The organism is Bradyrhizobium sp. USDA 336, assembly GCF_044908355.1.
In the GTDB taxonomy this organism is placed as follows: Bacteria; Pseudomonadota; Alphaproteobacteria; order Rhizobiales; family Xanthobacteraceae; genus Bradyrhizobium; species Bradyrhizobium yuanmingense.
Genome location: NZ_JBIYDC010000002.1, coordinates 274,989 through 288,264 on the forward strand (window position 1 = coordinate 274,989; position 13,276 = coordinate 288,264).

At 64.9% G+C, this 13,276-nt stretch carries 12 protein-coding genes; 10 read left to right on the forward strand and 2 right to left on the reverse strand.

Annotation, left to right across the window (positions count from 1 at the left end; translation table 11 throughout):
- The first annotated feature begins 145 nt into the window (after nucleotides 1-145).
- The 3 genes from ABIA45_RS02085 to ABIA45_RS02095 are packed head-to-tail and all read left to right on the forward strand — an operon-like array spanning nucleotide 146 to nucleotide 3,159.
- Nucleotides 146-1,282 (forward strand): ABC transporter permease, encoded by a 1,137-nt coding sequence (locus ABIA45_RS02085; protein ID WP_404650973.1) that lies wholly within the window; start codon nucleotides 146-148, stop codon nucleotides 1,280-1,282.
- 2 nt (nucleotides 1,283-1,284) lie between these two features.
- Nucleotides 1,285-2,052 carry an ABC transporter ATP-binding protein gene (locus ABIA45_RS02090; RefSeq protein WP_271537235.1) on the forward strand — a complete coding sequence of 256 codons (768 nt, stop codon included), beginning with the start codon at nucleotides 1,285-1,287 and terminating at the stop codon, nucleotides 2,050-2,052.
- A gap of 3 nt (nucleotides 2,053-2,055) precedes the next feature.
- Complete coding sequence (locus ABIA45_RS02095; protein WP_404650974.1) at nucleotides 2,056-3,159, forward strand: ABC-type transport auxiliary lipoprotein family protein; 1,104 nt, start codon at nucleotides 2,056-2,058, stop codon at nucleotides 3,157-3,159.
- Between the two features lie 7 nt (nucleotides 3,160-3,166).
- Here the strand turns inward: ABIA45_RS02095 and ABIA45_RS02100 are convergent, their stop codons facing one another.
- A complete protein-coding gene (locus ABIA45_RS02100; RefSeq protein ID WP_271537239.1) occupies nucleotides 3,167-3,484 on the reverse strand; it encodes a cytochrome c in 318 nt (105 codons plus the stop codon).
- A 151-nt stretch (nucleotides 3,485-3,635) separates the two neighbouring features.
- On the opposite strand from ABIA45_RS02100, the gene ABIA45_RS02105 reads away from it, so the two are divergent.
- From ABIA45_RS02105 to ABIA45_RS02135, 7 genes are all read left to right on the forward strand, one after another.
- Nucleotides 3,636-4,349, forward strand: a complete 714-nt coding sequence (locus ABIA45_RS02105; RefSeq protein WP_404650975.1) for a helix-turn-helix domain-containing protein — start codon at nucleotides 3,636-3,638, stop codon at nucleotides 4,347-4,349.
- A 531-nt stretch (nucleotides 4,350-4,880) separates the two neighbouring features.
- A complete protein-coding gene (locus ABIA45_RS02110) occupies nucleotides 4,881-5,609 on the forward strand; it encodes a Crp/Fnr family transcriptional regulator (protein ID WP_271537244.1) in 729 nt (242 codons plus the stop codon).
- Nucleotides 5,610-5,928: 319 nt separating this feature from the next.
- Complete coding sequence (locus ABIA45_RS02115) at nucleotides 5,929-6,900, forward strand: TRAP transporter substrate-binding protein (RefSeq protein WP_036043896.1); 972 nt, start codon at nucleotides 5,929-5,931, stop codon at nucleotides 6,898-6,900.
- A 65-nt stretch (nucleotides 6,901-6,965) separates the two neighbouring features.
- Nucleotides 6,966-7,517 (forward strand): TRAP transporter small permease, encoded by a 552-nt coding sequence (locus tag ABIA45_RS02120; RefSeq protein ID WP_157285582.1) that lies wholly within the window; start codon nucleotides 6,966-6,968, stop codon nucleotides 7,515-7,517.
- Complete coding sequence (locus ABIA45_RS02125; protein WP_404650976.1) at nucleotides 7,508-8,800, forward strand: TRAP transporter large permease; 1,293 nt, start codon at nucleotides 7,508-7,510, stop codon at nucleotides 8,798-8,800. The genes ABIA45_RS02120 and ABIA45_RS02125 overlap by 10 nt, the downstream gene beginning before the upstream one ends.
- Nucleotides 8,801-8,822: 22 nt before the next feature.
- Nucleotides 8,823-9,629, forward strand: a complete 807-nt coding sequence (locus ABIA45_RS02130) for an SDR family NAD(P)-dependent oxidoreductase (protein ID WP_404650977.1) — start codon at nucleotides 8,823-8,825, stop codon at nucleotides 9,627-9,629.
- A 166-nt stretch (nucleotides 9,630-9,795) separates the two neighbouring features.
- Complete coding sequence (locus ABIA45_RS02135; protein ID WP_404650978.1) at nucleotides 9,796-11,922, forward strand: molybdopterin oxidoreductase family protein; 2,127 nt, start codon at nucleotides 9,796-9,798, stop codon at nucleotides 11,920-11,922.
- On the opposite strand, the gene ABIA45_RS02140 is transcribed toward ABIA45_RS02135, so the two are convergent.
- On the reverse strand, nucleotides 11,895-13,274 hold the full coding sequence (locus ABIA45_RS02140) for a caspase family protein (RefSeq protein WP_404650979.1): 1,380 nt from the start codon (nucleotides 13,272-13,274) through the stop codon (nucleotides 11,895-11,897). The two genes, ABIA45_RS02135 and ABIA45_RS02140, sit on opposite strands and share 28 nt — an antisense overlap.
- Nucleotides 13,275-13,276: the final 2 nt, after the last annotated feature.

Below are 13,276 nucleotides of genomic sequence, written 5' to 3' on the forward strand. Positions count from 1 at the left end.
AAACGAGCCTAAGACCCCGCGCAGCGATCGCGCTTGATTTGCGTCAAGAGGCGGGGGTGTCTTGAGACAGGTCAAGCCGGCCGCCACATGCTGGCCTAGAAGTACCGGCTGGATGGGGACCGATTGTCCCGATGAGGTGGAAAGCGTGGACCACGAACCGCTGCTGCGCGCGACGCCGTCCGGCGACGTGCTGAAATTGCGCCCCGAGGGGCCATGGACCGCCGCGAACGTGGTGAGGCTCGAGACTTTGTCCCGCTCGGTCGGGGCCGACGTCGATCGTTCGAGCGCCGTAACCCTGGACATGTCGGGCATCAGCGCGCTCGATACGCTCGGCGCCTGGGTCCTGGAGAAGTTGTCGCGCAGGGTGTCGTCGTCAGGTAGGCCAGCCGAGTTCGTCGGCGTCGCCGATCATTTCACCGGGCTGATGGACGAGGTGCGCCAGGTCAACCGCCGCACGCCGGCTCCGGCGGCCGCGCCCAATCCGGTCCTGGCGCGGCTGGGCGATCTCGGCAAGTCCACGGTCGGGGCGCGCGAGGACGTCACGGTCTTTCTCCAGATGCTCGGCGCCCTGTTCATGGCCGTCATCGGCGTGTTGCGCCGGCCGCGTTCGCTGCGGCTGACCTCGCTGGTATATCAGCTCTACCGCATCGGATGGCAGGCGATCCCCATCGTCACGCTGATTACGTTTTTGATCGGCGCCATCATCGCACAGCAGGGCTTTTTCCACTTCCGCAGGTTCGGCGCGGAATCGTATACGGTCGACATGGTCGGCATCCTGGTGCTGCGCGAGCTCGGCGTGCTGATCGTCGCCATCATGGTCGCAGGGCGGTCGGGAAGCGCCTACACCGCCGAGCTCGGCTCGATGAAGATGCGCGAGGAGATCGACGCGCTTTCCACCATGGGGCTCGATCCGGTCGACGTCCTGATCCTGCCGCGCGTTGCGGCCTTGGTCATTGCGCTGCCCATCCTCACTTTCATCGGATCGATCGCCGCGCTCTACGGCGGCGGGCTCGTCGCGCAGTTCTACGGCGACATGGGGCCGGCGATCTACATCGCACGCCTGCACGAGGCCATTTCTGTCACCCATTTCGAGGTCGGCATCCTGAAGGCGCCGTTCATGGCGCTGGTGATCGGGATCGTGGCCTGCAGCGAGGGATTGCGCGTCAAGGGCAGCGCGGAGTCGCTGGGGCGGCAGACCACGACGTCAGTGGTGAAATCGATCTTCCTGGTGATCGTGCTCGACGGCCTGTTCGCGATCTTCTTTGCTTCGATCGGAATGTGACGATGGAAGAATCGCAAGATCAGTTCGCGATCCGCGTCCGCGATCTCGTGGTCGGCTTCGGTCGCCAGACCGTGCTCGACCATCTGTCGCTCGACGTCCGCCGCGGCGAGATCCTCGGGCTGGTGGGTGCCTCCGGCGGCGGCAAATCGGTCTTGATGCGGACCATCATCGGCCTCATCCCGCGCCGGAGCGGGACCATCGAGGTCATGGGACAACCCGCCGGCGGCCACGGCCGCGGCGCAGCGATGGCCTGGGGCATCCTGTTCCAGCAGGGCGCGCTGTTCTCCTCGCTGACGGTGCGCCAGAACGTCCAGTTTCCCTTGCGCGAAAATCTCGTCCTGTCGCAGGAGCTGATGGACGAGATCGCGATCGCCAAGCTCGAAATGGTCGGCCTGCGTGCCGAGGACGCCGACAAATATCCGGCGGAGCTGTCCGGCGGCATGACCAAGCGGGTGGCGCTGGCGCGCGCGCTCGCGCTCGATCCGCCGATCCTGTTCCTGGACGAGCCGACCTCGGGCCTCGACCCGATCGCCGCCGGCGAGTTCGACGCGTTGATCAAGACGCTGCAAAGGACCCTGGAGCTCACGGTGTTCATGGTGACCCACGACCTTGCGAGCCTGACCACGGTCTGCGACCGCGTCGCCGCGCTCGCCGACGGCAAGATCGTGGCGATCGGCCCGATGCGCGAATTGCTGCAATCCGAGCATCCCTGGGTGCGCGCCTATTTCCACGGCAAGCGCTCGCAGATGCTGCAACACGAGATGAGATGAGAGATGGAAACCCGCGCCCCCTATGTGCTGATCGGCAGTTTCGTGCTGGCCGCGATCGTCGCGGTGTTCGGCTTCGTCTATTGGCTGAACAACACCGGCGGCATTGGGCCGCGCACGAACTATCACGTGCAATTCCAGGGACCGGTGCCCGGCCTCCTCGTCGGCGCGGGCGTGCTGTTCAACGGCATTCGCGTCGGAGAGGTGACCCAGCTCGGGCTCGCGCCTGATAATCCGCGCTTTGTCAATGCGACGATCTCGGTTGCCACGGCGACGCCGGTGCGTGCCGACACCAAGGTCGGCCTCGAATTCCAGGGCCTGACCGGCGTTCCCGTGGTGACATTGGAGGGGGGCGTGATCGTCGCCAAGTCCGGCGAGCTGCCGACTTTGATCGCGGAGGCCGGCGCAGGCCAGAGCATGACGCAGGCGGCGCGCGATGCGCTGCGGCGGGTCGACACGGTGCTTCAGGACAATTCCGGCCCGCTGAAGGATACCATTGCCAATTTCAAGACCTTCTCCGACGGGCTCGCGCGCAACACCGGCAAGATCGACGGCATCCTGGCGGGCCTCGAGAAGATGACCGGCGGCGGCACGCCCGCGCCGAAGGTCACCTACGACCTGCGGACGCCGCAAAATCCCGGGCCGGCCGGCAAGACGCTGTCGGCGTCGCTGGCCATCCCAGAGCCGACGGCAGTGGCAATGCTGCAGACCCAGCGCATGCTGTTCGCGCCTGGCGGCGACAGGCCGGGCTTTGCGGACTTCCTCTGGGCTGACAGCATTCCGAAACTGGTGCAGGCGCGCCTGATCGACAGTTTCGAGAACTACGACATCGCCCACGCCCCGCTGCGCACGACGGATCTCGGGCCGGCGGACTACCAGCTCCTGCTCGACATCCGGCGCTTTCGGATCGCGACGGATGGGGAGGCTCGGGCCGAGATCGGACTGTCGGCTCGGATCGTCGACAAGAATGGCAAGGTGATCGCATCGCGGCTCATCGAGGCCAGCGAAAAGCTCGACAAGGTCGAACCGGCCGCTTCTGTCGCCGCCTTCGATGCCGCCTTCGCGCGCATCGCCAAGGAGCTGATCGGATGGACCGTGCAGGCGGTGTGAGCGGCGACTATTCCAGCGTCTTCAGATAGGACAGCAGGTCGTGGATCTGGTCCGGGCTGAGCGCGAAGGCTGGCATGTCGGCATGTCCGGTGGAGATCCCCTCGGCCAGCGCCTCGCCAAGGCTGTTGACCGGATAGCGCCGATGCAGGTTGCGTAGCGGAGGCGCGATCTCCAGTCGGCTCTTGGAGGCGCGGTCGATCGCGTGACAGCGTGCGCAATTTGCTCGGGCGAAAGCCTTGCCGCGTTGTTCGGCGGCCGGGGCCGCGAGCGCAGGCGTGATCAGAAGCAGCCCAATCAGGCCGTGACGCAGTGCGCTTTGCAGCATGGAATCATCCCGTCGAACCGTGGACGCAGAATAAGAGCGGGATGCCAGCCAAATTTGATCTGGGTCAATCGGCTGCGGCACGGTGCAGTAAAATGCAGCCGCGCGGTGGACTCGGCCCGACGTCGGGAGCGGCCGGCGTGGGGAGCGATGGATGAAGCCTTCCGTGGTCACGAGTGAGCCGAACGGACATTATTGCGACGATTGTGCCGTGCGTGGAGCGGCGGTCTGCTCGTCGCTCGATGCAGCCGAACTCCGGGAGTTCGAGCATCTCGGCCGCCGCGTCCATTTCGATTCGGGCGAGACCGTGTTTTCCGAGGAGGACATCACGACCTCGTTCTACAACGTCCTCGAAGGCGTCATGCGGCTGTACAAGCTGCTGCCTGACGGCCGGCGGCAGATCGTCGGCTTTGCCTTGCCCGGTGACTTCCTCGGGATGAATCTGTCCGGCCGGCACAATTTTTCGGCCGATGCGATCGGCGTGGTGAAAGTGTGCCAATTCCCTAAAGGGCCTTTCGGCCGTTTCATCGAAGACCGGCCGCAATTGCTCAGGCGCATCAACGAACTGGCCATTCGCGAGTTGAGCCAGGCGCGCGACCACATGGTTCTGCTCGGCCGCCGCTCGGCCGACGAGAAGGTCGCGACCTTTCTGCTCGGCTGGCGCGAGCGGCTGGTCGCGCTCAACGGTCCATCCGACATGGTCGCGCTTCCGATGAGCCGTCAGGACATCGCCGATTATCTCGGCCTGACCATCGAGACCGTCAGCCGCACCTTTACCAAGCTTGAGCGTCACGGCGTGATCGAGATCATTCACGGCGGCATCAGCCTGCTCGATCCGGCCCGTGTCGCGGCTATGGCCGCAGCCTGACCTCATCTCCGGGACTCTCTCGGCAATTTGATCCCGATCAATGACGGCGGCCATGCCCCGCAAAATAACGCCGGAGAGAAATCCGGGAGGGGATGATGCCCTGCTGACGCGTTGCTGGTGATCGTTGTCGTCGTCGCGATCTTTGTCGTGTTCGCCGCAGTTCTGGCCTGGGCTGACCGGCAAACCAGGGCGGCCCGGCTCGATCCGGATTCCAGGCATTGAAGCCTTCTGCAGGTCCAGGTTCAAGTCCAAGTCCAAGTCCAGGTTTAGGTCCGAGTCCGGCGCGCCAGGGTCGATGTTCGCCCAGGCGGGCGCTGGCCCTCGGCAGCGTCTCGACGCAATCGCGGTTTGCGTAATCCGCAACTCTGCGTCGAAGAAGACGCATCGCCGCAGCTTTTGGCTGCTGACTTCCCCGTTACCGGCCTTTTCGTGGCATTTGCCTCAAATCGCGCGCGTGCTTTCCGGTTGAAATGCCTGGTAACGTTGACTACGCAGGAACCCAGTGCCTCGTAGTCTTAGGAGCCCCGCGGCGTGCCTCAGGACAAGACCGGCGATCCCCGACAACCGGCGGGCAACAAACTATCGGTCCTGCGCAAGCACCCGATCTTCGCGGATCTGGAGCCGGAAGCGCTCGATCAACTCTGCCGCTACGCCAAGCACACCACCGTCAAGCGTGGGGCGACGATCGCGGCCAAGGGCGATCCCGGCAACAATCTCTTCGCGGTGATCGCGGGAACAGTCAAGATTTCCTCCTCATCGCCTGATGGGCGGAACGCCATTCTCAATCTCATCGGCCCGGGAGAAATCTTCGGCGAGATCGCCGTGCTCGACGGCGCGCCCAGGTCGGCGGATGCGACCGCCAACACCAATTGCGAGCTCTACGTCATCGATCGCCGGGACTTCCTGCCGTTCGTGAAGAGCCAGCCGGCGCTGGCGATGAAGTTCATCGAGCTGCTGTGCGCGCGCCTGCGCTGGACCAGTCAGCAGGTCGAGCAGGTGATCCTGCAGAATTTGCCGGGCCGGCTTGCCAGTGCGCTGCTCGGTCTCACCGAAGAGCGCAAGCTGGCTTCCGGCAGCGGCACGCTCGCCATCACGCAGCAGGAGATCAGCGAGATGGTCGGGATGACGCGCGAGAGCATCAACAAGCAATTGCGCGCCTGGGCCGGCCGCAACTGGGTCCGCCTCGAGCACGGCGCCATCGTCGTGCTCGATACGGACGCGCTGCGCGAGCTCGCCGAGAGCGGCCTCGGCGGCGAGTGACGCCGTCGGCCTAATCGTCGATGAGGGCGACCGCGCAGGTCCAGCCCGCGGAGGCCCGCTCGATCTTTGGAGGCGTCACATCACGGGCCAGCGACGTCGAGCCAGCCCGCCATACCCACCATAGTGCGAATTGCGCCAGAAATCGATCGATGCAAGTCTTGCATCGATCGATGCCGGATTAGGCTTGGACAGAGAATGCCGCCCGCCCTAGGGACGACATTGGCGCTTGACTTCACACCTGAAGCGGAGCGACCCAAGGCGGCCTGCAGCCGGTCCGACAACGATATAATCAATCCAATCAACCCAGGAGGAAGCCCACATGAAGACGCTCACCGGTATCATCACAGCCGTTGCACTGGCGGTCTCAGCACCCCTGGCCACTGCACGCGATTTCCGCTCGGCTGACGTTCACCCCGCCGATTATCCGACCGTCGAGGCGGTCAAGTTCATGGGCCAGCAACTCGCGGCGGCGAGCGGCGGCAAGCTTGGCGTGAAGGTGTTTCCGAACGGCGCCCTGGGTTCGGAGAAGGACACGATCGAGCAACTCAAGATCGGCGCGCTCGACATGATGCGGATCAACGCATCGCCGTTGAACAATTTCGTGCCCGAGACCATCGCCTTGTGCCTGCCCTTCGTTTTCCGGGACACGCAGCACATGCGCACCGTCCTCGATGGTCCGATCGGCGATGAGATCCTGGCAGCCATGGAGCCCGCGGGCCTGGTCGGCCTTGCCTATTACGACAGCGGCGCGCGCTCGGTCTACACCGTCAAGGGACCGGTCAAATCGCTGGCCGATCTGAAGGGCCTGAAGATCCGCGTCCAGCAATCCGACCTGTGGGTCGGCATGATCCAGAGCTTGGGGGCCAACCCGACGCCGATGCCCTATGGCGAGGTCTACACCGCGCTCAAGACCGGCCTCGTCGACGCTGCCGAGAACAATTGGCCGTCCTACGAATCCTCCCGTCACTTCGAAGCCGCCAAGTTCTACAACATCACCGAGCACTCCCTCGCGCCCGAAGTTCTCGTGATCTCGAAAAAGGTCTGGGACGCGCTGAGCAAGGAGGACCAGGCGATGGTCCGCAAGGCAGCCAAGGAATCGGTGCCCGTCATGCGCAAGCTCTGGGACGCGCGCGAGCAGGCCGCCCGCAAGACCGTCGAAGCCGCTGGTGTTCAGGTGGTCACGATCGGCAACAAGGCGGAGTTCGTCGATGCGATGAAGCCGGTCTACCAGAAGTTCGCCGGGAACGAGAAGCTGCAGAGCCTCGTCAAGCGTATCCAGGACACGAAGTAGGACAATTCGGGAATCGGGGTCCGGTGCTGCCGCGAGGCGGCACCGGACCTCCAGGGAGGCGCGGGATGACAGACCCACACGTCGCAAGTCACGAGCAGGGGGCCGTAGCAGCACGCCCGTCCACCGGCTTGCTGTCGCGGGTCAATGCCCCCATTGCGCGCCTCGGCATGTACCTGTCGGTGACAGGCCTGCTCGTCATCGTCGCCATCGTCTTCTACCAGGTGTTCGGACGTTACGTGCTCAACTCCAGCCCGACCTGGACGGAGAACCTGGCGCTGGTCCTGATCCTCTACGTCACGCTGATCGGCGCCGCCGTCGGCGTACGCGATGCCGGGCATATCGGCATGGACAGCCTGCTGGTCATGCTCCCCGATCACGCGCGGGAGAAGATCGAAATCGTGATCCACGTTCTGGTCGCCGTGTTCGGCCTCGCCATGGCCTATAACGGCTGGATCCTCGGCGCGTCGGTCGGCACCGTGAAGATCCCCAATCTCGGCCTGCCCGAGGTGATCCGCTACGTGCCGCTGTTCGCCTCCGGCATCCTGATCGTTTCGTTTTCCATCGAGCACATCATTGCTCTCCTGCGTGGCGAAGAGGTCGTCCCCTCATGGAACTGATCATCCTCGGCGCCACCTTCTTCGGCTTTTTGATCCTCGGCGTACCGGTCGCCTTCGCGATCGGCCTGGCGGCCATCTGCACCATCCTCTACGAAGGCCTGCCGGTCGCCGTCATCTTCCAGCAGATGATGTCGGGGATGAACATCTTCTCCTTCCTCGCCATTCCGTTCTTCGTCTTCAGCGGTGAGCTGATGCTGCATGGCGGCGTGGCCGACAAGATCGTGCAACTCGCCAAGAACCTCGTCGGGCACATCCGCGGCGGGCTCGGCATGTCGAACGTGGTCGCCTGCACGCTGTTCGGCGGCGTCTCCGGCTCGCCCGTGGCCGACGTGTCGGCGATGGGCGCGGTGATGATCCCGATGATGAAGAAGGAGGGATACGATACCGACTACGCCGTCAACGTCACCACCCATGCCTCGCTCGTGGGCGCCTTGATGCCGACCAGCCACAACATGATCATCTATGCGCTGGCGGCCGGCGGCAAGGTCTCGATCGGCGCGCTCATTGCGGCCGGCCTGCTGCCGGCGCTGGTGCTGATGGTCTGCATGCTGGTTGCCGCCTACGCGGTCGCGGTGAAGCGCGGCTATCCCGCCGGCAAGTTCCCGGGCTGGGCCGAGGTGGTCCGCTCGCTGGCGGCGGCGCTGCCGGGGCTTCTGATCGTCGGCATCATCCTGGCCGGCATCCTGTCCGGCGTCTTCACGGCAACCGAATCGGCGGCCATCGCCGTCACCTACTCGATCCTGCTGACGTTCTTCATCTACCGCACCATGACCTGGGGCAACTTCCTGCGCGCCGCGGCCAAGGCGGTGAAGACGACGGGAGTGGTGCTGCTGCTGATCGGCGTCTCCACCATGTTCCAGTACCTGATGGGACTTTACGAGGTGGCGGATCTCGCCGGCGCGATGATGAACAAGTTGTCGACGCAGCCCTGGGTGATCTTCCTGCTCATCAACATCATCCTGTTCGTGCTCGGCACGTTCATGGACATGGCGGCCACCATCCTGATCTGCACCCCGATCTTCCTGCCGATCGCGATGAAGGCGGGCATGGACCCGGTGCAGTTCGGCATGCTGATGCTGATCAATTGCGCCCTCGGGCTCAACACGCCGCCGGTCGGAACGACGCAATTCGTCGGCTGCGCCATCGGCGGCATCTCGGTCGGTGCGGTGATGCGCACCATCCTGCCGTTCTATGCTGCGTTGATCGCAGCACTGATGTTCGTGACCTACGTCCCTGCATTCTCGCTGTGGCTGCCGCGCCTCTTGATGGGCTACAAGGGCTAGCAGCACCAGGGAGACATTGTCAGTGACGGACTATCGCAAGCTCTTCGATCTCACCGGCAAGACCGCGCTCGTTCTCGGCGCCGCATCCGGCATCGGCAAATCGTCGGCCGAAGCGCTTGCCGGTCTCGGTGCGCGGGTCGTCTGCGCCGATCGTGCGCTCGACGCAGCGGAGGCGACCGCCGCCGGCATTCGCGACGAGGGCGGCTGGGCGGAAGCAGCTGGCTGCGACGCCGCGAGCGCCGCGGACGTCAATGCGTTGGCCCAAACCGTGATGCAGAAGTTTCCGCGGCTCGACATCGCCGTGACGACACCCGGGCTCAACATCCGCAAGACCATCCTCGACTACACCGAGGAGGATCTCGACCGCGTCCTCAACCTTAACGTCAAGGGCACGGTCTGGTTCTTCCAGGCCTTCGGCCGCATCATGGTCGCGCAGAGGGGCGGCAGCATCATCGCCTGCTCCTCGGTCCGCGCGGTGACCATCGAGCCGGGCCTCGGCGTCTACGGTTCGACCAAAGCGGCGATCGGCCTCCTGGTGAAGGGCTTTGCCTCCGAGGTCGGCCACGCCGGCGTGCGCGTCAACGCGATCGCCCCGAGCATTGCCGAGACCGCGCTGACCGGCCCGTTCAAGCAGCGCCCCGACATCTACAATCTCTACGCCGGCCACACCGTGTTCAACCGCTGGAGCAGCGCCGACGAGGTCGCGACCGCCGTCGCCTATCTCGCCTCGGATGCCGCAAGCTATGTCAGCGGCAGCACGCTGTTCGTCGACGGCGGCTGGACTGCCGTCGACGGCCCGCCGACCGGTCTCACCCAGTTGCACAAATAGCAAAGGTTGTAGCTCGGGTTGCGCTTGCACGTCGGGCGGCTTACTGGCCGAGCCTCCTTCGCAACCGCAGCAGGAAGCTCCGGCGCGCGCGGCTTGAGCAAATCGCATGGGGCTTGCCGGATAAATGCGCTCGGCTGGCCGGTATTTTGGTGTTACGAACTGGGACATGAACCAGCACGCCAAGATCAGCCCGAAGATCGAGATCCGCCATTCGACCTGTCCGCATGATTGCCCCTCGGCCTGCGCCCTCGATGTCGAGGTGGTCGAAGGCCGCAGCATCGGCCGCGTCCGCGGTTCGAAGAAGCAGACCTACACCGCCGGCGTCGTCTGCGCCAAGGTCGCCCGCTATGCCGAACGCATCCATCACCCCGAACGGCTGATCTATCCGCTGCGCCGCACCGGCCCCAAGGGTTCAGGTCAGTTCGCGCGGATCTCCTGGGACGAGGCGCTGGACGAGATCGGGCACCGATTCAATGCGGCCGAGCGCGAGTTCGGTGCGGAATCGATCTGGCCCTATTACTACGCGGGGACGATGGGGCTCGTGATGCGCGACGGGCTCAACCGTCTCACGCATGTGAAGAAATATTCGCGCTTCTATCAGACCATCTGTGCCAATGTTGCGCGCATCGGCTTTGCGATCGGCACCGGCAAGATCGCCGGGGTCGACCCGCGCGAGATGGCGCTGTCCGATCTCGTCGTGATCTGGGGCACCAATCCCGTCAATACCCAGGTCAACGTGATGACGCACGCCTCGCGCGCCCGCAAGGAGCGCGGCGCGAAAATCGCGGCGATCGACATCTACGACAACGAGACCATGAAGCAGGCCGACATCAGGATCATCCTGCGGCCCGGCACCGACGGCGCCTTCGCCTGCGCCGTCATGCATGTCCTGTTCCGCGATGGCTATGCCGACCGTGCCTACATGGACAAGTACACCGATTGCCCGGACGAGCTCGAGGCACATCTGAAATCACGCACGCCGGAATGGGCCTCGGCGATTTGCGGCGTCCCGGTGTCGGAGATCGAGGCCTTCGCCAAGGCGGTCGGCGAGACCAAGCGGACCTTCTTCCGTCTTGGCTATGGTTTCACCCGCTCGCGCAATGGCGCGACGCAGATGCATGCGGCGCTGTGCATTCCCGCGGTGACCGGCGCTTGGCAGTATGAAGGCGGCGGCGCCTTCTTCAACAATTACGCGCTGTGGCACTTCAACGAATCCATCATCGAAGGCCACGACGCCATCGACAAGTCGACGCGCGCACTCGACCAGTCGCAGATCGGACGCATCCTCACCGGCGATGCCGAAGCTCTGCAGGGTAAGGGTCCGGTCAAGGCGATGCTGATCCAGAACACCAATCCGATGACGGTGGCGCCGGAGCAGGCGCTGGTCCGGCGGGGCTTCGCGCGCGAGGATCTGTTCGTGGCGGTGCACGAGCAGTTCATGACCGAGACGGCGCAGATCGCCGACATCGTGCTGCCGGCGACCATGTTCATGGAGCATGACGACCTCTACTACGGCGGCGGCCATCAGCACATCTCGGTCGGGCCGAAGCTGATCGACCCGCCGGGCGAATGCCGCTCCAACCACGAGGTGTTGCAGGCGCTGGCGCCGCGGCTGGGCGCCAGGCATCCGGGCTTCGAGATGAGCCCGCGCGAATTGATCGACGCGACCTTGAGGCTGAGCAATCACGGCGACATCGCCGGCCTCGAAGCCGACATTTGGCGCGACCTGCAGCCGGATTTCCGCACCTCGCATTATCTCGACGGCTTCGCTCACGCCGACGGCAAGTTCCATTTTAAAGCCGATTGGGCGCACCCGCCGTTCGGGCAGACGATGGGCGATTTCGACAAAATGCCTGATCTGCCGGACCATTGGGCGGTGATCGAGCACTCCGACCGGGCCCACCCGTTCCGGCTCGCGACCAGTCCCTCGCGCAGCTTCCTCAACACCACCTTCAACGAGACGCCGTCCTCGCAGGCGCGCGAGGGCCGGGCCAGCGTGATGATCCACCCGCTCGACGCCGCCGCGCTCGGCATCGCCGATGGCGATGCGGTGACGCTCGGCAACGGCCGCGGCGAGACCACGCTGATCGCGACGCTGTTCGAGGGCGTGCGGCGCGGTGTCCTGATCGCCGAATCCGTCCATCCCAACAGCAACCATATCGGCGGCCGTGGCATCAACGTGCTGACCGGCGCGGACACCATCGCGCCGATCGGCGGCGCGGCGTTCCACGACAACAAGGTTTGGATCAGGAAGGCGGCCTCAGCTCAAGGCATGCACTCCGTGACGCCGTAGCCTGCGAATTCCTTCGCAATGTTCGGGTTCATCGACTTCGCCTGCGCGATATCGGTGGCGCCGTCGCCGCCGCTTCTGCGCGCAGCGATGCCGCGGCCGAACAGCGAGGACGAGGAGCGCGGGTTGCGCTGGATCGCGTCGGCATAATCCTTGATCGCCTCCGCATTGCGCCCGAGCTTGAGGTTGACGAGCCCGCGGCTGTCGAGTGCATCGCTCAAGCCCGGGTTGATCTGGAGCGCCAGATTGCAGTCGGCGAGCGCGCCTTGCGGGTCGCCCGTCGCAGCCCGGCTCCAGCAGCGGTTGTTCAGGGCTTCCGCGTCCTTGGGCGCGCGGCGGAGCACTGCGTCGAAATCCTGTATCGCGAGCGCATAGGCGCGCTTGATCGCGTAGACCTGGCCGCGTTTGTAGCGCGAGGTGACGTCGTTGGCGTTGGCGGTGATCTTTCGGCTGAGATCGGCGATGACAGGATCTCGTGCCAACTCGTCCGTATTCGGGGCGGGCTCCGCCTGCGGTACCTCGCAGACCGGCTTTTGCGGCTCGGGTGTCTGCACCTGAGGCTTGGCCGCGTCGTCCCGCGGCCGCGTCGCCGGGCTTGCGAACGAGAACTCCGTCGTCAGCGAGGAGGACAGCCAGGGCACTTGCTCGCGGTTGGTGGCGGCAACCACGCCGTTCTTGGTGTTGGTCAGGGCCTGCTCGGCGCTGATGTTCGGCGCGCGCATTTCGCGCAGCAGCTCGGCGACAAAGAGGCTGCGATCGGTCTTTCCGGTCGCCGTGACCGCGCCGAGCGCAGCGGAGTAGAGCACCAGCGTATTGCTCGGTGCGATCGCCGGTGCCAGGCCGGCCGAATGGCGGCGGAAGCGCCGCTCGAACGGGTTGCGGCGGGAGGCGTCGATCAGCGCGATCTTGATGGCGGCACCGCGCGTGTTCATCTCGGCGAGGATGGTGTCGAGGCCGAAGCCGTCGCGCGAGACGTCCGGCTCGGTCCAGATCTGGGCGTCGACCGGCAGCAGATAGGTCTGACGGTTGGACTGGATGGCAAAGCCGTCGAAGAAGATCAGCGCCACCGCGCCGCGCTCGATGCGGTCGTAGAAGCGGCCCAGCACCTGCCGCATGGCATCGCCGGTGAGATTGCTCTGCCTGTCGACGACGAAGCCGCCGCGCTTCAATTCCTCGGCGACGTCCTGGGCATCGTTGGCGACCTCGCTCAGGACGAACTCATTGTCGGGATATTTCGCGTTGCCGATCACCAGCGCGATCTTCGCGGTGTCGGCCGCATGGCATGCGGCACCGCCGCTCAGCACAACCAATCCTGCCAGCAACAACATCAATGCGGCGCGCATGAAATGGCTCATCG